Genomic DNA, 22337 nt, shown 5'->3' on the forward strand with positions numbered 1-22337 from the left:
CTATTGTTTTTTGTACGCAAAAAAACAGCAGTCAGTGATAGGGTTTAATCGCCAAATAAATTCTACGCAAACTACCATTTTCATGCCGGGCTAAATGACATGGTTCAGCATGCACTCCCAAGGGCCTCAAAGGGAAGATTGAGCACCTTCTGCCCATTTGGTCAGCTTTAAATCGTCCAAAATAAGCAGCACGCAAGGCACAACAATTGACGCTAGTAACGTAGCCGAGACTAAGCCAAACGCAATACTGGCAATTAACGGGATCAGAAATTGCGCTTGCGTACTGGTTTCGGTTAACAGTGGAAGCAATCCTGCAAATGTGGTTAACGAGGTGATAAATATCGCTCTAAATCGGTCACGTACCGCCTCTCGACAAGCGTCTATCAAGCGCTCACCTTGGGCGATATTCTTCTTAATAAAATTGACCAACAGAATGTTATCGTTAACGACGATACCCGCTAAGGTAGCAAAGCCAACCAAGCTTGGAATAGTCAAATCGAACCCCATGCCCAAGTGCCCCCATACCACACCAATCCAGCCCATAGGGATTGCCAGCAGCACAGCAATCGGTTGAGTGTAGCTTTGTAACAGGAACACTAAAATAAGATAAATCCCCACCACGCCAAGAGCAAAGAAGGTCGCCAGCGAGGAGCCCGTATCTGAGCTTTCTTTATCCTGACCTTGCGAGGTGAAGGTGATGTCTGGGAATTTGTGTTGAGTTTGCGAGACAAATTCGCTATTGAACTGCAGCATGATTTCACGCGCATTGGCAACCCGCGTATCGATATTGCCTTGCACAACCACAGTGTTCATCCCATTAATGCGGTGAATTCGCGAGAAGGCTTGTTTTCTGTCAAACGTCGCAACACTTGATAATGGAACTAGGGTTCCATTGCCTGCCGTCACCATCAAGTTATTCAACTCATACAGGCTAGCTTGGTGCGTAAACTCATCCAGTCTCACACTAATATCCACCAGCTCGCCTTGTTGGAAAACCGTCAGATCAGTACTGCCTTTTACCGCGCTGCGCAGCGTTTGAGCAATGTTGGAAGCATTAACTCCCATCACGCCAGCTTCATCTTTAAGGTTAACGTGAAATTCGGTTCTGCCCTCACGCAGATCGGTGGAGAGGTTATAGACACCGTCAAATCCCTTCAACCATTTCACCAGCGAGCGGCTGACTTGATTGAGCTCTTGTAACGACTCACCCTGAACCCGAATATCAATGCCATTGCCAGCAATGCCCCGTTCTTTATCGGTAAACTTGAGTGAAACCACATCCGCCGTAGGGCCTACTTTTTGTTTCCAATCTTGGATCAGATCTTTAATGCTCTGCTGCCTAAATTGCGCTGGCAATAGATCGGCACTGACGGTTGCCATATGCGGCCCCGACTCATTAGCATCAGCATTTGAGTTGAACATGATCGTGGTGCTCGCGACCAAAGGTTTTGAGCTTGGGTATTTCTCTGCGTATTCTTGGTTGAGTTCATCAAGCGCGTTTGAAACCTTCTCCACCACCGCCTCTGTCTGGCTCAGTAAACTGCCTTGAGGGAGCAAGATACGCGCCTGCAGCACATCACTTTCCAAGGCAGGCATGGCTTTGAATTTCAGCCAACCTGACGAAATGGAAGCGGTTGAAATCATCACCACCATCACCAATATCCCTACTGAAAGATAAGGTGCATTCATCGCCTTGACACTCACTGGCACAAAGAATCTGTCTCTGATGTTTTCAAAACCGGCAATGAACTTGTCCCGTATAGGATTAGAGCGAGATTCAGTATGGCTATGTGCCAAATGAGACGGCAAGATCAAGAAAGCTTCTATCAGACTAACAAGCAAGGTCATCAATAACACGATGGGAATATAGCGTAGTACTTCGCCCATCTTGCCTGTGAGAAACATCAGCGGCCCTATCACCATGATGGTGGTAGCAAACGATGCAATCACACCTGGGAAGACTTGTTTGGTACCTTCAACTGCAGCGTCAAACGCGGGTAGCCCTTGTTGCCTCTTGGCAGCGATGTTTTCTGCAATGATCAACGAGTCGTCCATTAGCAGACCAATCGCGACAATCAGCCCGACCAGCGTCATCATATTCAGGGTATAACCGAGAAGTTGTATCGCAAAAATGGCGCCAAGGAATGAAACCGGCAGCCCCATGGTGACCCAAAAGCTAAAGCGAATATTAAAAAACGCCCACAACATCAAAAATGCCAGTGCTAATCCCTGTGCGCCATTGCTGGTGAGGATTCTCAGACGCTCAATAATATTGGTGCTGGAATCTTGGGTGATGGTTAAAGCGACGCCTTCAGGGGCTCTCGCCTGTTCTTTTTCAACGATGCTGACGATCGCATCTTTGACCGTTAAGGTATCTTGAAATTGCGTTTTGGACACCTGAAGCAAAGCGGCACGCTGACCATTGAACAGGATTTGATTTTCATCGCTAGTGAACTTCTGCTGAATAACGGCAACATCACCGAGGCGAACCTGAGTCCCCGTCTCACTGGATTTAATCACGATATTTTCGAAGTCTCTGACGTTGCTGCCTAAGTGGTCGAAGCGGACGCTGATCTCTTCCAAGTCATTACTAAATACGCCAGCAGGAGTGCTGATACTTTGCTGTTGTACTAGATTGGACAAGTCGGACACACTCAGGCCGTACTGCTGCAACTTCCACTGCGATACGCGAATTTCTATTTCTTGATCCGCAAAACCGCTCACGGTCACCTGAGCGATCAATGGGCTCTCTTTTAACTTGTGCTTAATTTGTTGGGCATAGAGATATAAGTCCCTATCTGACATATTGCCGGTAATCGCGACACTGGCCACCGTTGCCACTCGGTCCAGTTTCGACACCGTGATCTGCTCAACTCGATCCGGAAAATCACTGATGGCGTTAACCTGCTGTTGAATATCGCTGGTTAAAGTGTCAATGTCTTCATCATCGCCGATTTCCACATTGGCGATGACCAAACTCTCTCGGGCATCACAGCTTAACTCTTTAATTCCACTCAGCTTATCGAGAGAATCTTCCAACGGGTAACACACTTCTTCCATCATCTCAAAAGGTGACGCGCCCGGATAAACGATCCGAACCTCAATATTTTTGGTCGGCGTCAACGGAAAAGTGTCTTTCTGCAGTTTGGGCAAGGCAAAAGCCCCTAACAGCAGTACCGCCATCATCAGGACATTGGCGCCAGTGGTGTGCCGAGCAAAAAAAGCGATCATAATTTGCCCTCTTTCTGAATCGCGTTTAGGGCTTTAAATCCGCTCTGCGTATCCAACCAAAGGCCGATTTTCTCATCCGGTTGCGGTTGTAAAGCCATCCCCTCAACGGCGGGTGAAAGTTTACTTAGCACAACCACATCACCGAATTCCACGCCAGATTTGATCACCGCAACCTGCCCTTGGGCGAAATCTATCCTGACAGGTTTGCTTTTCAGTTTACCTTCAGAGACAGTGTAAACTTTACCATCATGGATGGCGTTTATCGGTAGCAAGACTTGTTGCTCCATCATTGGTGCTTTAATCGTGACTTTAACGAAAGTCCCACGAATAAGTGGTGGCTTCTCCCCGGGAATGGCTTGCTGATAGGGCTGATTTACTTGTGCAACCAGGCTTTGGCTTTGAGTCTGAGCATCGATTTCACCGCCGGAGCGGCTGATCTCGGCAGGCCAAGTAATTACTTTATCGCCTGCTTGGAGCTCGACTGTCGCGCTCAAGTTGCTATGAACATCTTCGTCAAGCGAGTCAAAGCGATTGGAATTTCTTAGCGGACGCATTTTACCAAGCGGAAACTGCGCGCGAACCTCAACGGCATCGATGTCATCCGCTTTGAGCAGCAATTCCCCCTTGTTGACATACTCGGCGAGTCCAACCAAGGTTTCGACAATGCGAATATCAAATGGGGCTTTAATTACGGTTTGTTCGAGATCTCGGTTTGCAAGTGCTAGTTCCGTTTGCAAAACCTTTTGCTGCGCTTGATTAATTGCCAGTTGGTTTTTCTGTGTCTGGAGCTGTTGCTGGCTGCTGAGCAAGTCTTTGGTCGCGCGGTCTTTCTCTGTTTTGGAGATATGCCCGGTTTCACTCAATTTGATTGAGCGGGCATATTCTGACTGTTGTACCTCAAACTCTTTCTCTGCAATCTTGAGCGAATCGATAATGGTCTGATTCGTTAGCATTAGCACTTCAAGCTCAGCTTGCAAACGGGCAATAGTAAGTTGATAAGCGGTGGGGTCAATTCTAAGGAGTTCGCTGTCTTTGCGGATAATAGCGCCCGTTTTGTATTGCTCAGAAACCCACACAACCGCGCCGTCAAGTTCAGACTGTGCCTGCCAGTCTTGAACAGACTCGGTATGTCCATATCCGATGGCAGAAGGTTGGATATTTCGCGGCTCGACTTTCAACACCCGAACCACCTTTTTAGCAGCCGTATTACTCGCATTAGGCGGTTCAGCCTTCATCCCTGGTGCGATCACCAATAACGCGATGCCCAACAAAACAGGAGGAACAAACAGAGCCCTTTGTAACCAGCTATACCTAGTCATAGCGATTCCCTTACTATATATTAGCTTTTCCTTAAGCAAAAGGTAGCACACCAACATAAGCGGATTTGCTTCCTTGATCTCAAAATAAGTCAGGCCTCACAAATGGAGGCCTGATTGAATTGAGCTACTGATTGTTTTTGCCTTTGCCCATGGTATTTTTGGGGTTCACCATGCCTTGATGAGCATTAAACTCTTGTTGAGAGATAGCGCGATCCGCGTTGCTATCTAACGAAGCAAAACTGTGGCTTTGATTGATATTTTTCAACGTACGTCCCTCTTCTGCTCGCTGGGCAATACGTTCTGAGCGTGCTTGATTGAACTCGGCTTCGGTTATCTTGCCATCACCATCGAGATCAAACTGTGAAAATACTGGGCGTGACATATTGTTATTCATGCCACCAGCCATTGCTCCGAAGGCAATAACGATACCGAGTAACGCGATTATCGTGCTTTTGATTTTCATGACGTTTTCCTTCTCTTTGTTTCACTACTTAAGAATATACTAATGTAAGTAAGATAACGTCATGTGATGTAAAGGTATGTAAAGATGGCTAAGTAGATATCGATTTATGTTCTTATCGGTTTGTAAGCGCAGCGCAACAGAAATTATGAAACTTCTGCCGCTAGTACTCTGGTAAGAGTACAGGCATAGCTATGTCCAAATGGTTTTCAAATTATCCCAAACTTTCAGCCACCGAAACCGAAACCGAAAAGCCAATGATATAAAATCCCTAGTTTCGAAAATATGGCGATTTTTAGACATTCAGAGTGTTTTCGAACTTTTGCCCAGCAGTTTGCCTTGCAAATATCCAACAGACAAGGGATTACTTTTAGTAGGGCAAATACATGTTAACATTCTGTTAACTCTGACTGGTAATGGGGCAATAATGATTCCCAGAACATACAAAAAAGCCGCTGGATTGAACCCCAGCGGCTTATTATTTTCTAGCATCTAGCATCTAGCATCTAGCATCTAGCATCTAGCATCTAGCGCTTAGATTAGTTGTTGCTGTGTAGTTCGCTGTTTAGCTCAACAGCAGACTTGTTCGCAAGACATTCAATTTGGCCAGTGATTGAGTTACGACGGAACAGAAGATCAGAAACGCCAGCTAGATCGCGAGCTTTAATGATCTCTACTTCGTTGCCTTCTTTATCTAACATGCGAACCTTAGTACCCGCAGTCACGTAAAGACCAGACTCAACCGTACAACGGTCGCCCATAGGGAAGCCAAGACCAGCGTTTGCGCCTAGTAGGCAGTTTTCGCCGATAGAGATAACCATCGTACCGCCACCAGACAGAGTACCCATGATAGAAGCGCCGCCGCCGATGTCTGAACCGTTACCTACAACAACACCCGCAGAGATACGACCTTCAACCATGCTCACGCCAGTTGTACCAGCATTGAAGTTGATGAAACCTTCGTGCATTACTGTTGTGCCTTCGCCTACGTGTGCGCCAAGACGAACACGAGAAGTGTCAGCAATACGAATACCTGTTGGTACTACGTAGTCCACCATTTTAGGGAACTTGTCTACGCAATCTACAGACAGAGCACGACCTGCAAGGCGAGCTTCGATTTGACGCTCAGCCAGCTCAGGTAGGTCGATAGGGCCTTCGTTTGTCCATGCGATGTTGTGCAGTAGACCGAAGATGCCGTCCAGTACCGTACCGTGTGGTTGTACTAGGCGGTTAGAGATAAGTTGTAGCTTTAGGAAGCCTTCAGCAACTGATGCTGGCTTCTCGTCAGTAGCAAGAACAACAAGAACAAGTGGCTGTTCAGACGCTGCCGCTTTTTCTGCGAAAGATGCGTTAGCTGCATCATCGTTTGCTGCGAATGCTTTCGCCAGTTCTGCGCTTTGTGCAGCAGAGATTTCGATAGCTTGGTTGCCTTCAGCGTAACCTGACACTTCAGCTACAGCTGCTACAAGAGCGTCGCTTGGGTTTAGAAGCGGGTTAGGGAAGAACGCTTCAATGATTTTATTGTCGCGATTTTTGGTTGCCGTACCGAAGGCTAGTGAAAAATAAGCCATGTTGAATCTCCATGTGTTGAGTCTTGATTTTGCTATTCCAAAACAACGGCTCGAATAACAAGCGCTGCCGTTAGCAAAGTTAATTTAATTGCGTTCATCATAAAGAGAGCGCCCTCGTTATGAAAGGGCGTATCGGGATAAAGTCTGTAAAATGATATTGCTTGTCTTTTGAGAGATAGTTTTCTGCAATGAGAAAACACTGCAGATCAACACAAATTGATTGGTGCGTTAATCAACATTCTCCTGTGAATCCCCTCTTTAGATAAACAGCGCCTTATGAGCTTGTTCAATACCTTCAATCAGCATCTGCATACCAATAACGGCGAGTATCAAACCCATCATTCGGGTAATTACATTCAATGCACTTGGTCCAACGGCTTTAACGAAGCGCTCGCCAAATACAAACAATACGTAGGTTAAGGCGCATAGTAGGCCAAAGGCGACGATGGTGATGATGGTTTCGTAGATGCCTTCGGTGCTGGCAAAGTTCATCGCGGTGGCAATGGTGCCCGGTCCGGCTAATATTGGCATTGCCAGTGGCGAGACGGCGATACTGAGCGCCGCATCTTGTTGAGCGTCTGAGTTGACCTTCTCTTTTGCTTTAGAGTGTGTTGAGTCACCTTGCAGCATATGAAAGCCAATCAAGAACACGAGGATCCCGCCGGTGATACGAAGCGCGTAAAGCGTGATACCAAAGAGGTCGAAGATGAGTTTACCCGAGACAGCAAAGGTGCTGACGATGATGAAGGCGATGAACACTGAGCGGAAAGCGATAGACTTGACCGTTTCCCTATCATTATCACCTGTTAATCAAAGAAAGATCGGTGTGTTGGCGATAGGGTTCATGATGGCAAAAAAGCCCATGAACACGGTAATGGTATGAATGATGAGCTCTTTCATATTATTCCTTTGAAAATATGTAGTTAAATACGACAGCAGAATGTATTTAATCTTAGATACAAATAATTATTAGAAATAGATAGTAGAGCAAGTGTGAATAAAAAACAGCCAGCATAAGGCTGGCTGTTTGGTTTTAGTGATAGGTGTAGAGTTTTAGTCGTCCGTTATTGCTTGATTCTCAACTAACAGACTCTACATAACAGGCAGATTGTGGGACTCACTTTGTCGTTATGCGTGTTGAGATTCACTCACTGCCACAGCCAATGCAACCGTCGCTCCGACCATTGGGTTGTTGCCCATGCCGATGAAGCCCATCATCGCCACGTGAGCAGGAACTGAAGAGCTACCTGCGAACTGAGCATCAGCGTGCATTCTGCCCATGGTATCGGTCATGCCGTAAGACGCTGGGCCTGCTGCTACGTTATCTGGGTGCAATGTTCGACCTGTACCGCCACCTGAAGCAACTGAGAAGTATGGCAAACCTTGGCGAGTGCGTTCTGCTTTGTAGATACCAGCAACAGGGTGTTGGAAGCGTGTTGGGTTGGTTGAGTTACCCGTGATACTCACATCCACTTCTTCTCTGTGCATGATCGCTACACCTTCACGTACATCATCAGCGCCGTAACACAAGATCTCGCCACGAGGGCCTTGTGAGAAGCGGCGACGTTCTGTTTCAACTAGCTCACCCGTTTGGTAATCAAATTGAGTGCGAACATAAGTAAAGCCATTGATGCGAGAGATTAGGTAAGCGGCATCTTTACCTAGACCGTTCAAGATAACTTTCAATGGTGTTTTGCGTGATTTGTTCACGTTCAGTGCAATCTTGATCGCACCTTCTGCAGCAGCAAAAGACTCATGGCCTGCAAGGAAAGCAAAGCAGTGGCTCTCTTCATTGAGAAGGCGAGCAGCCAGTGCGCCATGGCCGATACCGACTTGGCGTTGCTCCGCAACACTGCCGGGTTTTGTGAATGCTTGAAGGCCTTCACCAATGATATTCGCTGCTTGTTCTGCGTTGTTCGCTTTACGGAACAGAGCCAATGCTGCACCAAGAGTGTAAGCGTCAGCTGCGCTTTCAAATGCGATAGGTTGAGTGTCCATCACTAATGCTTTTGGATCGACATTGTGTGATAAACAGTATTGGTTTGCTTGCTCTAAAGAGTCGAAGTTCATTTTTGCCAATACGCGAGTTACTGATTCATTAAATTGAGTGTTCATCATATCTTTCCTCTTTTATTGGCAAAAATTATTGTTGGCGTGGGTTAATGGTGGTCACGGCTTCGTCGAAGCGACCATAAGTCCCTGTCGCAAGGTCAGCAGCTTCATTCGCTGGTACGCCTTGGTTAATCGCCTTCATCATTTTGCCGAGGTTGAGATATTCATAGCCAATCACTTCGCTGTGATCATCAAGTGCAAGCTTAGTTACGTAACCTTCTGCAAGTTCTAGGTAACGAACGCCTTTCGCTGAGGTTGAATAACTGGTGCCGACTTGGCTACGCTGTGTTTGACCTAAGTCTTCTAGTGCTGCGCCGATTTCTAGGCCACCTTCAGAGAAAGCAGACTGAGTTCGACCGTAAACAAACTGCAGGAAGATTTCGCGCATCGCTACGTTGATAGCGTCACATACTAAGTCAGTATTCAGCGCTTCTAGAATGGTTTTTCCGGTGAGGATTTCCGCAGCCATCGCGGCAGATTGAGTCATACCTGAACAACCAATCGTTTCGATTAATGCTTCTTCGATGATGCCGTTTTTTACGTTAAGAGTCAGTTTTGCAGCACCTTGTTGTGGTGCACAAGTGCCAACACCGTGGCTTAAGCCAGAAATAGCGATGACATCTTTTGGGCTAACCATTGCGCCTTCAACTGGAATTGGAGCTGAATTGTGAAGATCACCCCTTTGAATAGGGCACATTGATTGAATTTCTGAAGAGTAGTGCATAATGTTTTCTCACTTATAGAGCCATTTAAGGCCTAGGGCGTTGAGAAAACAGGACGTGTTGGAAGAGGTGCGGCTAATTCACTACAGATCTTGAGTATCGATAATCCAAAGGTGTCATGGAACTTGGTCTTAATAGACTAAGTCCATTTCAAAATGGAGGAATAGCGATACGTCCAACAGTATTACCTGTTTTCGATTCTGTAGGAGTCATTAGCACTGTTCGGAAAGAACGGGCGGTTGAAGCAAAAGCTTAGGTGGAACCCCATCACCTGATGGCTATAGATTAGATCTTCCTCACACTTTCATGCAAGCGAATGTTTAGAGCGATTTCGACTATAAACAAGCTTCATTATATTTCGATAAGTATAAAAAAACGCCAATAACGAACTCTGATTAGAGGCGTCATTGACGTTTTTTAGAAAGGTATCAGCTAGTTAAGCTGCATCTTCTTCTGCGTCTTCAACAGCTTCAACAGCTTCAAGCTTCTTAGCTTTTTTCGGAGCTGGCTTACGCTTAGCACCTAATGCGTAAAGAACTTCTTCTTTGTTCTTCGCTAGGTACATTGCAAGTTCTTCTTGCTTGCCTTCATCTTCAACTAAATCGCTTTTGCCTAACAGTTCAAAAAGCTCATCAGCCATATCCAGCATTTTGTCGTATGCGTCAGCTTCGGCTTTAGAGGTAAAAGTCATTTTCTCTTCTCCGTTGCGTTCCACCACGTACTTGACGATAACAGCCATGGTTAATCCTCTAAGTTTGATAAATTTTACTGGCTTTTTATACAGTTTCTGATGTTAAAAGTCCAGTTGGAGCCCTAACAATGCGGCCTCAATCTTGATGTGTAGCCCAGTCTTCACAATAACTCATGAAAGATTTCAGTAGTGGGCTCTGGTATTTGTCCTTGTGTACCAGCATCCAGAAACGTCGTTTCATGTCGAGTGGCACATCGAGCGCTTTCACTCGGCCTGAATCAATCGCTCGTTGCGCCGCCAATCGTGATAAACAAGCGAATCCAAGATTGGCTGAAACTGAATTGATGATCGCTTCAGTGGTGTTGAGTTCAAAGGATTCATACCAATGTTCGATGCGAGGCGCAACGGCACGAAGGAAAAACTCGCGGGTCCCTGAGCCTGATTCACGTAGAATCCAGTGACTATCTTCCAAATCGCTTAAAGTCACTTTTTCTTTTGAAACGAGAGGATGTTGATTACTAACAATAATACACATTTCATCGCTGCTAAACTGACTCGAAATGAGTTCAGGGTGTAATGTTTTTCCTTCAATTAGCGCGATATCAAGTTCATAATCCACCAACTTTTGGCAGATCAGTGCACTGTTTGAAATGAACAAGCTTTGATCCTGATGTTGAGTTCGTTCGCGAAAGCCTGACAAAATAAACGGTGCGACCTGATTACCAATCGTGTCACTCGCGCCGACCTTTAGATTGCCACTTAAAGGCTGATCATCACGGAACAAAACATCAATACCAGCAGCACGATGTAATATTTCATCCGCCAATGGAAGTAACTTATGTCCCTCTTGGTTGAGAATTAATCGGTTGTTGACCCGGTCAAATAGAGAGTGTCCGAGTTGTTTCTCCATTTCGCCTAGTGCCATGCTGACCGCCGCTTTAGACAGAAACAGAGCCTCAGAGGCAGCAGTCAATGTCGAGTGCTGAGTAATAGTGACGAACACTTTGAGCTGTTTTATTGAAATATTAGCCATCAGATTCCTAGTTTTACTCTGCTGGTGAAAATGGATTCTGTTCAGTATTGATGAACACTTGTTATATATAATTGGATATTGTTTAACGAAGCGCAAGCGTATTATGGCTTCAACAAGCTGATGAGTTCACAAGTTTAGTGAATTAGGTTTAAGAGAGGCTGACATGATTCAACGTATTAAATATAGATTAACAGGAGCTCCAACACCCATGGCAGGGTTAGCACTCGCAATTGCAAGCTTAGGCTGGTGTTGGGATGGTGTTCTAGTCGCACAAGGTATCTTACACACACCGGGTTTGGTGCAGTGGATCAGTGCTGGCATTGCGGCGGTATTACTTCTTGTTTTAGCTGTGAAATTTTTGATTCATGGTCACCTATTGCGTGAAGATCTTGCTCACCCTGTTGTCGGCAGTGTGGTACCAACATTTGCAATGGGGTGCATGGTGGTGTCAGCGTCTTTGGCGCCAATCTCTCAATTCTTACAAGAAGCTATGTGGTTGGCTTCTGTGGCTTTGCATGTTGTTTTTCTAACGAGCTTTTTGTACCACAGAGCTAAAAACTTTGAGATTCACCACATGGTGCCAAGCTGGTTTGTGCCACCGATCGGTATTATCGTCGCTGACGTCTCTTTCTCAGGTAATCCAGTTTTAGAGCCAGTAGCTAACGCGACTTTGGTATTCGGCTTATTGGTTTACGCAGTAATGCTACCAATCATGGTTTACCGTTTGATCTTCTCTCACGAAGTGCCAGATGCTGCAAAACCAACGATTGCGATTATGGCAGCACCGGCAAGCCTATCTTTGGCGGGTTACTTAACCGTTACTGCTAACCCTTCACCTGTGATCATTGGTTTACTATTTGGTATTGCAGTGTTGATGACGTTCATTATCTATATGGCGTTTTTCAAACTACTTCGTCTTCCATTTAGCCCTGGTTATGCAGCGTTTACCTTCCCAATCGTGATTGGTGCAACAGCCTTGTTCAAACTGGCTGCGTGGATGCAAGCACAAGGTATTGAAGCGCATTACATCAATCAAGTGTTTGGCCTAGCGTATCTAGAATTGATTGTGGCAACGTTTGTAGTGGGTTATGTGGCGGTTCGTTATTACATGAACTACAAACCTCACCGTGTTTTAAGTGCGGTAGCGGGCAGATTGTAAAGGGCAATAGTTCAAAAGATAAACGGACCTTAAGCTTTCGGTATTTCATAAGCTTATATTCCTCATCCAAACTCAGCACTTATGCTAATCTGGCAGTATATTGTGGCAAGATTAGCGTGAGTGCACTTTGTTTACTGTTTACCATTCCAATAAAGTTGATACTTTAAAAATTCTTCTCGTTCACTTAATCAAAAGTGACCCTTTAGCCAATCCTTTCGAAAAAGAGCAGATCTTGGTTCAGAGCCCAGGCATGTCTCAATGGCTTAAGATGGAACTCGCCAAAGAGTTTGGTGTAGCAGCAAATATCGATTTTCCTCTTCCAGCAACTTTCATTTGGGATATGTTCACCCAAGTGCTTCCTGACGTACCGAAACGCAGTGCTTTTAATAAAGAAGCGATGACGTGGAAGTTGATGAGTTTGCTACCCGCTAAGCTTGACCACCCTGATTTCTTACCGCTGCAACGCTATCTTGAAAACGACGAAGATGATTCGAAGCTGTATCAATTGGCAGAGAAAATTGCCGATATCTTCGATGGATACTTAGTGTATCGACCGGAGTGGATGGCGATGTGGGAAGCGGGAGAGCCCGTTGCTGAATTGGTCGATGATGAAGGGCAGCAAGAGCACCCTTGGCAGCCAATTTTGTGGAAGGCACTCTACGAGCAAACGCTCTCTCAAGGCCAATCGAAATATCACCGTGGTAACTTGTATCACGACTTCATTGAAGCGTTAGCTAATCAACAAGGCCAGTTACAACACCTGCCGAAACGTCTGTTTGTGTTTGGTATTTCGTCACTGCCTCCTCGTTATATGGACGCATTGAAAGCGCTTGGCGAGCAGATTGATGTCCACCTGATGTTTACCAACCCTTGCCAACATTACTGGGGCGATATTCGTGACCGTAAATACTTGGCGAGAGTGGAAGCGCAGCGTCGTAAGCAGTTTGCTTTGGTTGATGGTTTACCTCAGCTAGAAGGCGAAGTCTCACCATTAAAAGATGGCATTGAAGCCAATATTGAAGACGAACTGCATACCAGCCAAGCGGTCGGTAATAGCTTACTGGCGTCTATGGGTAAACTGGGCAGAGATAACCTGTTCTTGCTGTCTCAATCAGACAGCGAAGAGCATGAGTTCTTTATTGATGTCGAGAGAGACAGCCTGCTGCATCAACTGCAAGCCGATATTCTTGAGTTAGAAGAGCACCAAGACGATCACATCTTAGACTCCAGCAACCACAAACAAGTGGTTGAGCTGGGCGATCGTTCGTTGACGGTACACGCTTGTCACAGCCCAATGCGCGAGGTGGAGGTTCTCCATGACCAGTTGTTAGCGATGTTTGATGCTGATCCAAGCTTAAAACCACGCGATATCATTGTGATGGTGGCAGACATCAATGCTTACAGCCCTGCTATTCAGGCGGTATTTGGTAATGCTCCGGGTGAGCGTTATATCCCTTACTCGATCTCGGATCGAACGGCAGACCAAGAGAGCCCGATTCTGACCGCGTTCATGCAGTTGGTCGCGCTACCGAATACGCGTTGTTTAGCGTCTGAGTTGTTAGAGCTACTAGAAATCCCAGCGATGATGGCACGCTTTGGCATTGATGAATTTCAATTCGAGCAAGCTAAGCAGTGGGTTGAAGAAGCAGGCATCCGTTGGGGTGTCGATTCGTCTACCGCAACTGAGTTTGATTTGCCTGCCACCGAGCAAAATACCTGGCTATTTGGTATCCAGCGAATGTTATTGGGTTATGCGATGTCGGATTCTGCGGGTCTGTTTGAAACCGAACACTCTCCAATTGCAGCTTATAACGAAGTTCAGGGCATTAACGCTGAACTTGCAGGTAAGTTAGCGCACTTTATTGACCGTATTGCCCATTACCGTCAACGCCTTACTGAGACGCAATCCATCGATATGTGGCGTGAAACCTTGCTGCAAATGATTGACGATTTCTTTGCCGTTGAGCTAGAAGGCGAGGTGGTGCTTAAGTCGATTCGTGATGCACTTTCTCAACTGAATGAACAGCTTGATGATGCCTTGTACGAACAAGAGCTATCGCCAAGCATCATTTATCAGTACTTAAACAATAAACTGTCGGGCGCGCGTATCAGTCAGCGTTTCTTAGCGGGGCAAGTGAATTTCTGTACTCTGATGCCGATGCGTTCTATCCCGTTCAAAACCGTTTGTCTATTAGGCATGAATGACGGTGTTTACCCACGCTCAATGCCGCCGGAAGGTTTTGATTTGATGAACGGACGCACTCGTCCGGGAGATCGTTCTCGTCGAGATGATGACCGCTACCTATTCTTAGAGGCGATGTTGTCGGCGCAAGAGTGCTTGTACATCAGCTATGTCGGCCGCTCGATTCAAGATAATACCGAGCGAGTGCCGTCGGTATTGGTTTCAGAGTTGATCGAGTACTGCCAGCAGAACTACTGCTTAAGTGAAGACCAAGCGTTGCCAAGCGATGATTCTGGTATCAACCTGACTCAAGCGATCAGCTTTGAACACACCATGACACCATTCAGCCCTGCGGCGTTTACTCAAGGTGACGCAAACCATGTGCTGAGTTACGCCAAAGAATGGCTTCCTGCGGCTAACCGTTCCGGTGAACGTAGTGGTGAATTCAATCGTGCCTTGGATGACTATTTGTTGGGTGCAACGTACCCGTTGGAACTCGACTTGGTTGAGTTACAGCGTTTTTGGCGTTTGCCAGTGCAGTACTTCTTTAATCGCCGTCTAAAAGTGGTGTTTGAACCGCCACTTCCTGTGATGGAAGACGATGAGCCGTTCGTACTCAATGGACTAGAGAGCTTCCAGCTTAAAGATGCGCTGCTGCAAGTGTTGCTGGACCATCCTGAAGGTGCAGATGAAGCGGTGCGCCTGTTTGTCTCTGAGCAAAAAGCACAGGGTCGATTACCGGTCGGCGCCTTTGGTGATATCGAATTTGAAACCAACCGTGTTCAAGCGGAAGACTTAGCCAAAGAAATTCGATTTGTGAGCGGATCACCGCAGCAAGATCTCGAAGTGAATATCGAATTTGATGTGTTAGGCGAAGGCAAACCTGTTCGTTTGATGGGTTGGTTAACTAAAAACTATCAATCGGGTCTAGTTCGTTTCCGTAGCGGTAAAATACGCTCTCAAGATTATTTGGCAGCGTGGATTGATCATCTATGTTGTGCAGTGATGGGACATGGAAAAACGACCCATATTATTGGCTACGACAGAAAAGAAGGCGTGGTTCACCAAACGCTACAACCTATTGGCGATGCGCTTCAGGCGAAGAGTTTGCTGGCTGAGTTAGTACGACTGTTTTATCAAGGCATGACAGCACCACTGCCTTACTTCCCGAAAACCGCGTTAGCTGGTGTTGAAGCGGGCTTTAGCCGCGGTAAATGGGTTGATGACGAAGAAAAGTCCCTAAAGAAAATGGCTGATACCTTTAATGACAGCTTCGCCTTTACTGGCGAGGGTCGAGATACTTACATCTCACGTATTTGGTCTAAGTGGGATGATGCTCTGGCTGCTGAGTCGCGAATGTATTCAACGCTTGTGCTGCAGGCCGCAAGACTCGCCGCTGCCGATCTTGAAGATCAGGAATAATCGGCAGTGATCAGCAAGATCACCAACAATATGCTTATCAAAGAGATGCGTTTGAATAAAAGCATGGGAAATAAAGAGTTAGATGTAAACTTGGTGTGCAGGGCTTATAAAATGACGAGAGGAAGTCGTTTATGAGGAATCAAGGTACAGGAAATAAAGTGGCCGCCAGTAAATCATTATTAGTGTAGGGCGTTCGCTGTACGGCCACAGGTCAGAGGGACCATTATTCAGTGGTTCAAAGTAACGCATGAGTATAAAACTCGTAGGCGCTCCTGAACTCGTGGGCGCATAGTAGCGAGGCGATCTGAATTGATCCGTGAGAGAGATCGCACTAACTATTAACAAATTGGCGTAGGACGTAAATTGAATGACATTTTCTACGCTAGGTCACATTTGTAACAACACATTTATCAGAAGGCAGTAAGGCATGACGACTACAAGCAGTGCTCAGGTAATCGTTCCACAAACACTTGATACCATGACGTTTCCACTTCATGGCGCGCGTTTAATTGAAGCATCAGCGGGTACGGGTAAAACATTTACTATTGCTGGCTTGTATTTACGTTTACTGCTCGGGCACGGTACTGCTGCGCCGCAAGGCGATCTGACGGAAGCTACTCGACACCATGAGCCGCTGACCGTAGACCAAATTCTGGTTGTGACTTTTACTGAAGCGGCAACCGCAGAGCTACGCGATCGTATTCGTGCGCGAATCCATGATGCACGTATTGCGTTTGCTCGTGGTCAAAGTGACGACCCAGTGATTGCTCCTCTCTTACAAGCCATCGATGATCATGCTGGTGCGGCGAAAACTCTGCTCAATGCTGAAAGGCAAATGGATGAAGCGGCGGTATACACCATTCACGGTTTCTGTCAGAGAATGTTGACTCAGAATGCCTTCGAGTCTGGAAGCCGCTTTGATAATGAATTTGTGACCGATGAAAGCCATCTGAAAGCACAAGTGGTTGCCGACTATTGGCGTAAACAGTTTTATCCGTTACCCATTCAACTTGCAGGTGAGGTGCGAAATATTTGGGGTTCTCCCGCTTCGTTACTTGCCGATGTAAATCGCTATCTGACGGGCTCTCCGCTGAAATTGACGGTAGATGCGATGTCGGGAGACCTGCAAACTCTGCACAATCAAAACTTAGATAAAGTGAAGCAACTTAAGGCGTTGTGGTGTGAATCCGAAGCGGACTTTTTGGCTTTGATTTCTGGATCGGATGTGAATAAGCGCAGCTACACTAAGAAGTCTTTGCCGACTTGGTTAGAAGCCGTCACAGCATGGGCGCAAAGCGACACTCATGATTACCAGTTTCCAGATAAACTAGAGAAGTTCTCACAAGCAACGTTAATTGAAAAAACACCAAAAGGCACTGCACCTCAACACGCAGTTTTCGAAGCGATTGAAGACTTCTTAAATTCTCCAGCAGATCTAAAAGCTCCTTTGCTGGCACATGCGATTATTCATTGTCGAACTATGTTGGCTAAGGCTAAACAGCAGAAGCAGTGGTTATCGTTTGATGATTTGCTGACTCAGTTATCCGCGTCAATCAATGTAGATGAGCAATCACTGCTGGTGGAGAGAATTCGCACCTTATACCCAGTAGCGATGATTGATGAATTCCAAGATACCGATCCGTTGCAATACAGTATTTTTAGCCGAATCTATTTAGATAACCCGCAATGCGGTTTGTTTATGATCGGTGATCCGAAGCAGGCAATTTACGGCTTCCGTGGTGCGGATATCTTTACCTACATTAAGGCGAGAAACCAAGTTAGTGCTCACTACACGCTGGGGACTAACTGGCGTTCGAGTGCTGACATGGTCAGTGCGGTAAACCAAGTGTTTATGAATTCGGATAGCCCGTTTATCTACGATCAAGATATTCCATTCTTACCTGTCGCAGCCAGCCCATCGGCTGACAAACGCCAGTGGGTGATGAATGGTGAAACTCAGCACGCACTCACCTTTTGGCTGCAAGAGGCTGAAGACAAGCCGTTACCAAAGGGCGAATATCACAAAGCCATGGCTGAGGCGACGGCGAGTCAAATTCAAACTATTCTGACCGCTTCTCAAAATCAACAAGCCTATTTTGATAACGGCAAAAAACAACATGCTGTGAATGCGGGTGATATTGCAGTCTTGGTTCGAACTGGTAGTGAAGGTCGCCTGATTAAGAACGCGTTGTCTGAACAAGGCATTGCAAGCGTGTATTTGTCTAACCGAGATAGCGTTTTCACCAGCTTGGTCGCACAAGATATTCAGCGTTTACTACAGGCGGTGCTGACACCTGAAAATGACCGTGCATTACGCGCCAGTTTAGCGTCGGAGTTGTTTGCTCTGGATGCCGCCTCATTGGATGAACTCAACAACGATGAAGTGGTTTGGGAAAACGTCGTTAACGAATTTCGAGAATATCGTAAGTTGTGGCTGCAACGTGGTGTGTTACCAATGCTTCGCAGTGTGATCAGTAAACGACATCTCGCGGAACGTTTACTGGAAGAAGAAAATGGTGAGCGCTCACTCACTGATTTAATGCACATTGGCGAATTGCTACAGCAAGCAAGGCAGGAACTCGACAGTGATTATGGCTTGCTGCGCTGGTTAGCAGAAGCGATTTCCGATGCTCAAAATGGTTTAGGTGGCAGTGAAGACGACATTCAACGCCTTGAATCAGAAAGAAACTTAGTTCAAATTGTTACTATTCATAAGTCGAAAGGCTTGGAATATGACCTCGTATTTTTGCCGTTCGTGGCGAGCTACCGAGAAGCGAGTGAAGGTAAATTCTACGACCATGACTCAGATACCACGGTACTTGATATTACGGGCAGTGATAGTGCTTTAGCACAAGCGGATAAAGAGCGATTGGCAGAAGATCTACGTTTGATTTACGTGGCGCTTACTCGTGCGGTTTATGGCTGTTTTATTGGTATGGCTCCTTTACGTAAAGGGCGCTCAACCAAAGAGCCGACCGGTGTTCACTTAAGTGCTATGGGCTACTTGATTCAAAACGGACAAGAGCAAGGCATTGCTGAGTTGCATCAAGCTTTGTCAGCGATTGAGGGTAAGAATTCAAGCGTATTACTGTCTGAAACTCCGACAGCTCACGAGCAAGTGTTTGTACAAACAGAGCAAGTGAGTGACGAGTTACAGGCCAACGAACTCAAGGCTTCAATTGACCGAGCTTGGCGAATCACCAGTTATTCGGGCTTAGTCAAACAGGGCAGTCACGGCGCGAGCCATGATGCGACCATTGAGGTGTCTGGTTTCGATATCGACTCAGCGGATGAACAAGACGAGTCGGAATTGATTGAACCGGAACGTTCTATATTTTCGTTCCCTCGCGGTGCTCGCCCAGGTACCTTCTTACATACCTTGTTTGAGGATGTTGAATTTACCGAGCCAGCAACCAGCGAATATAACACGCAAGTAATCACTCACTTATTAGAATCAGAGCAATACGAAATAGAGTGGTTACCTGTACTTCAACAACTTGTCGATACGGTGCTGAACACCGCGTTAGATGGTAAGGACTTAAAGCTAAGCAAGAAAGACTCAACGCAACGATTGGTCGAGATGGAGTTCTTGTTGCCGATAGAAGTGTTGGCCGCATCTGAGCTGAATCAAACCATTCAGTATCATGATCCCTTGTCGGCCAAGGCGGGCGACCTAGGTTTCCAAACCGTGCAAGGCATGCTGAAAGGCTTCATCGATTTAGTGTTTGAGCATCAAGGTAAATACTATGTACTCGACTGGAAATCGAACCATCTAGGTGATGATGTTGCCGTCTATCATGGTGAGGCATTGAAATCGGCGATGGCCGACCATCGCTATGATCTGCAATATCAAATCTATGCGTTGGCATTGCATCGCTTTTTACGCAGCCGCGTTGCTGACTACAGTTATGAGCAACATTTCGGTGGGGTTTATTACTTGTTCTTAAGAGGAATGGACGGACAATCTCAACAAGGTATTTTCTCGGCTAAACCAACCTTGGCTTTGCTCGATGAAATGGATCAATTGATTGACGGTAAAGTGATAGACAGACGTTTAGCACAATTGAATGACGATGAAACTGGACAGATGGGGCTTTTATAATGACAACGACCACTAATACCAGCATAGAGACAGCGAACTCAGTTAAGCCAGTTTCACTTATCCCTGAGCAACTCATGGATGTATTAAAGTTCCTCGCTGATAAGGGCTCAATTCGTCAGTTGGATTATCAATTTGCCCGTTTTATTGCTCAGCAAGCCGCGGCTCACTCTCAAGAAGTCGGTTTTCTCGCAGGGGTGGTGAGCCATGAATTAGGCAAGGGGCATATCTGTACTCAGCTTATACAGCAGTATACGGTAGGCCCTGAACAAACGGCGGATCTTGCTCAGTTACTTGGGTTGTACGGTGAAACGGCACTGCAACTGAATCAAAAGTTATTAGGTATTGATTGGGTGGCGGTACTTCAATCGTCAAACCTAGTTGGCACAACTAATGATTGCGTTAAGCCGCTGATGTTTGATGGACAGCGAGTTTATTTACAGCGCTATTGGAACTACGAAGTTGTGTTGGCTGAAACGTTAAACCGTTTAAGTAAGCCAGTAGAGTTCAATATTGAACAGAAGAAGGCGCTGACTGAAACGCTGAATCAGTTATTCGCACGCAGTTATCACTTTTTGTTTAACGCATTAGCCAAGGCTGGTTCGAGTCAACAAACCTCTCAGGTGTTACGCCAACAGTTGGTGTGTGACCATCTCGATATCGTTGATGAACAGGCTCTAGATTGGGGCGCGATCGACCAAGTGATTGTTCAAGCCAAGCAAGTAATGGATCTAGAGGTGTTGGATAGCCTAGTGCCGTTATCCGTCTGTTTGAACTGGCAAAAGGTCGCAGCAGCAGTGGCGTTAAGTCGTCGTTTTGCTGTGATTTCTGGTGGGCCGGGTACTGGTAAAACGACCACGGTAACCAAATTACTGTCGGCTATGGTCGAGCAATCGTTAAGCCAAGGTAAAACACCGACGATCAAGCTAGTGGCACCGACAGGTAAGGCGGCGGCACGTTTAACAGAGTCGATTGGCAAAGCGATTGAGCAGCTGCCTTTAGCGCCTGAAGTAAAAGCCAACATACCAACGGAATCGAGTACTTTACACAGATTACTCGGCGCGATCCCTAATCGAGCGGAATTTAGACACAACCGACGTAATCCACTTCACCTTGATATCTTGGTGGTGGATGAAGCTTCGATGGTCGACTTATCCATGATGTATAAGCTGGTGGATGCACTCCCTGAACACGCAAGGCTTATCTTGTTGGGGGATAAAGACCAACTCGCTTCAGTTGAAGCGGGCGCGGTGTTAGGTGATATCTGCTCGTTTAATTCAACAGGCTACAGCACAGCGCAAGGTAATTTGATTGCGGAGATGACAGGCTTTGACGCGATAGCTAATACAGGGCAGGTCAAAGCTGGATCGGTTAACCCTCCTGCGATTGCAGATAGCTTGTGTATGCTGCAGAAGAGTTATCGTTTCGATGCTCGTTCAGGTATCGGGCAGTTGGCAAAAGCAATCAATAACGGCTCTGCTAATCAGGTCGATCAAGTGTTTGCTAAAGGATTTGGAGACATTGAAAATCACCCGCTGTCGAGTGATAGCTATAACTTGATGCTGCGTACCTTAGTTAATGAGTATGGTGAGTATCTCAATAGAATGAATGTTCCTTTAAACGAGCTAGAGACTCAAGAAGCGCGAGCTAAATCGGTTCTCGATTTGTTCAGCAAATGTCGATTGCTGTGCTCCGTTCGTGAAGGCGATTTTGGTGTTAAAGGTTTGAATAACAGGATCGAAAGGGCGCTAGCAGCAAGACGTTTGGTGAATCCGCACAATGACGAATTGTGGTATCACGGGCGACCAGTAATGGTAACGCGTAATGACCATGGTTTAGGTTTATATAATGGTGATATTGGTATCTGCATGCTTGAGGCCGATTCCAGTAGTGCTTCTTATGATATTTCCCATTCAATAGCTGCGAGTTCTGCGCCTAGATTGAAGGTGTATTTTGAATTGCCGGATGGCAGCGTGAAAGCGGTGCTTCCAAGCCGAGTTCCCGATCATGAAACGGCTTATGCGATGACGATTCACAAATCTCAGGGTAGCGAATTTGATTTGACCTTAATGATCCTGCCGCCAGATTTTAGCCCCATTCTAACGCGAGAGCTTATCTATACCGGTATTACGCGTGCAAAGAAACGATTGATGATGTTCAGTGATACCAATGTACTAAAACGTGGTATTAAAGTGAAAACAGAGCGAGTTAGCGGTTTAGGAAGTCGTTTAACCGGCTAATGAGTTGTTCACTTTAACTGTTAGTGGGTTCTAGTGAGGGGTAACGCAGCTAAATGGCTAAAAGGTAGTACATAAAGCAACCATCCCTGGTCGCTT

The 22337-nt window shown here is 46.2% G+C and carries 12 protein-coding genes, 1 pseudogene and 1 riboswitch; of the genes and pseudogenes, 4 read left to right on the top strand and 9 right to left on the bottom strand.

Features of this window, described 5'->3' with window-relative positions:
- Positions 1–126: 126 nt before the first annotated feature.
- The 9 genes and pseudogenes from AB4323_RS15430 to AB4323_RS15470 all read right to left on the bottom strand — a co-directional run bounded on the left by AB4323_RS15430 (position 127) and on the right by AB4323_RS15470 (position 11139).
- Positions 127–3231: an efflux RND transporter permease subunit gene (locus AB4323_RS15430; RefSeq protein ID WP_372152831.1), complete on the bottom strand. Its 3105-nt coding sequence runs from the start codon at positions 3229–3231 to the stop codon at positions 127–129.
- A complete protein-coding gene (locus AB4323_RS15435) occupies positions 3228–4550 on the bottom strand; it encodes an efflux RND transporter periplasmic adaptor subunit (protein ID WP_372152832.1) in 1323 nt (440 codons plus the stop codon). The genes AB4323_RS15430 and AB4323_RS15435 overlap by 4 nt, the downstream gene beginning before the upstream one ends.
- Before the next feature lie 124 nt (positions 4551–4674).
- A complete protein-coding gene (locus AB4323_RS15440) occupies positions 4675–5013 on the bottom strand; it encodes an EF-hand domain-containing protein (protein WP_102428270.1) in 339 nt (112 codons plus the stop codon).
- 536 nt (positions 5014–5549) lie between these two features.
- Positions 5550–6581, bottom strand: coding sequence for a 2,3,4,5-tetrahydropyridine-2,6-dicarboxylate N-succinyltransferase (gene dapD / locus AB4323_RS15445; protein WP_017059885.1), 1032 nt, complete (start codon positions 6579–6581; stop codon positions 5550–5552).
- A 258-nt stretch (positions 6582–6839) separates the two neighbouring features.
- Positions 6840–7481: pseudogene (locus tag AB4323_RS15450) on the bottom strand (MarC family protein).
- 228 nt (positions 7482–7709) lie between these two features.
- Entirely contained in the window at positions 7710–8699 is a 990-nt protein-coding gene (locus AB4323_RS15455; RefSeq protein ID WP_017064201.1) for a GGGtGRT protein, read from the bottom strand.
- Positions 8700–8724: 25 nt separating this feature from the next.
- Positions 8725–9417 carry an iron-sulfur cluster assembly scaffold protein gene (locus AB4323_RS15460; RefSeq protein WP_017068533.1) on the bottom strand — a complete coding sequence of 231 codons (693 nt, stop codon included), beginning with the start codon at positions 9415–9417 and terminating at the stop codon, positions 8725–8727.
- Between the two features lie 194 nt (positions 9418–9611).
- A riboswitch (Fluoride riboswitch) is annotated at positions 9612–9696 on the bottom strand.
- A 155-nt stretch (positions 9697–9851) separates the two neighbouring features.
- Positions 9852–10154, bottom strand: coding sequence for a YebG family protein (locus AB4323_RS15465; protein WP_372152833.1), 303 nt, complete (start codon positions 10152–10154; stop codon positions 9852–9854).
- A gap of 88 nt (positions 10155–10242) precedes the next feature.
- Positions 10243–11139, bottom strand: a complete 897-nt coding sequence (locus AB4323_RS15470; protein WP_048608012.1) for a LysR family transcriptional regulator — start codon at positions 11137–11139, stop codon at positions 10243–10245.
- A 208-nt stretch (positions 11140–11347) separates the two neighbouring features.
- Between AB4323_RS15470 and AB4323_RS15475 the strand changes: the two genes are divergently transcribed.
- From AB4323_RS15475 to recD, 4 genes are all read left to right on the top strand, one after another.
- On the top strand, positions 11348–12298 hold the full coding sequence (locus AB4323_RS15475) for a TDT family transporter (protein ID WP_372152855.1): 951 nt from the start codon (positions 11348–11350) through the stop codon (positions 12296–12298).
- Between the two features lie 127 nt (positions 12299–12425).
- Positions 12426–15902 (top strand): exodeoxyribonuclease V subunit gamma, encoded by a 3477-nt coding sequence (recC, locus tag AB4323_RS15480; RefSeq protein ID WP_372152835.1) that lies wholly within the window; start codon positions 12426–12428, stop codon positions 15900–15902.
- A gap of 427 nt (positions 15903–16329) precedes the next feature.
- On the top strand, positions 16330–20004 hold the full coding sequence (recB, locus tag AB4323_RS15485; protein ID WP_372152837.1) for an exodeoxyribonuclease V subunit beta: 3675 nt from the start codon (positions 16330–16332) through the stop codon (positions 20002–20004).
- Positions 20001–22241 carry an exodeoxyribonuclease V subunit alpha gene (gene recD / locus AB4323_RS15490; protein ID WP_029189382.1) on the top strand — a complete coding sequence of 747 codons (2241 nt, stop codon included), beginning with the start codon at positions 20001–20003 and terminating at the stop codon, positions 22239–22241. Before recB ends, recD begins: the two co-directional genes overlap by 4 nt.
- Positions 22242–22337: the final 96 nt, after the last annotated feature.

This window comes from Vibrio sp. 10N.261.52.C11, assembly GCF_041471405.1.
Lineage (GTDB): Bacteria > Pseudomonadota > Gammaproteobacteria > Enterobacterales > Vibrionaceae > Vibrio > Vibrio crassostreae_C.

What these genes read in the sequence shown, in the direction of transcription:
- dapD (WP_017059885.1), bottom strand. Translation starts at nt 6,581, where the DNA reads ATGGCTTATTTTTCACTAGCCTTCGGTACGGCAACCAAAAATCGCGAC.
- recB (WP_372152837.1), top strand. Translation starts at nt 16,330, where the DNA reads ATGACGACTACAAGCAGTGCTCAGGTAATCGTTCCACAAACACTTGAT.
- AB4323_RS15470 (WP_048608012.1), bottom strand. Translation starts at nt 11,139, where the DNA reads ATGGCTAATATTTCAATAAAACAGCTCAAAGTGTTCGTCACTATTACT.
- AB4323_RS15430 (WP_372152831.1), bottom strand. Translation starts at nt 3,231, where the DNA reads ATGATCGCTTTTTTTGCTCGGCACACCACTGGCGCCAATGTCCTGATG.
- AB4323_RS15455 (WP_017064201.1), bottom strand. Translation starts at nt 8,699, where the DNA reads ATGATGAACACTCAATTTAATGAATCAGTAACTCGCGTATTGGCAAAA.
- AB4323_RS15460 (WP_017068533.1), bottom strand. Translation starts at nt 9,417, where the DNA reads ATGCACTACTCTTCAGAAATTCAATCAATGTGCCCTATTCAAAGGGGT.
- AB4323_RS15465 (WP_372152833.1), bottom strand. Translation starts at nt 10,154, where the DNA reads ATGGCTGTTATCGTCAAGTACGTGGTGGAACGCAACGGAGAAGAGAAA.
- AB4323_RS15440 (WP_102428270.1), bottom strand. Translation starts at nt 5,013, where the DNA reads ATGAAAATCAAAAGCACGATAATCGCGTTACTCGGTATCGTTATTGCC.
- AB4323_RS15475 (WP_372152855.1), top strand. Translation starts at nt 11,348, where the DNA reads ATGGCAGGGTTAGCACTCGCAATTGCAAGCTTAGGCTGGTGTTGGGAT.
- AB4323_RS15435 (WP_372152832.1), bottom strand. Translation starts at nt 4,550, where the DNA reads ATGACTAGGTATAGCTGGTTACAAAGGGCTCTGTTTGTTCCTCCTGTT.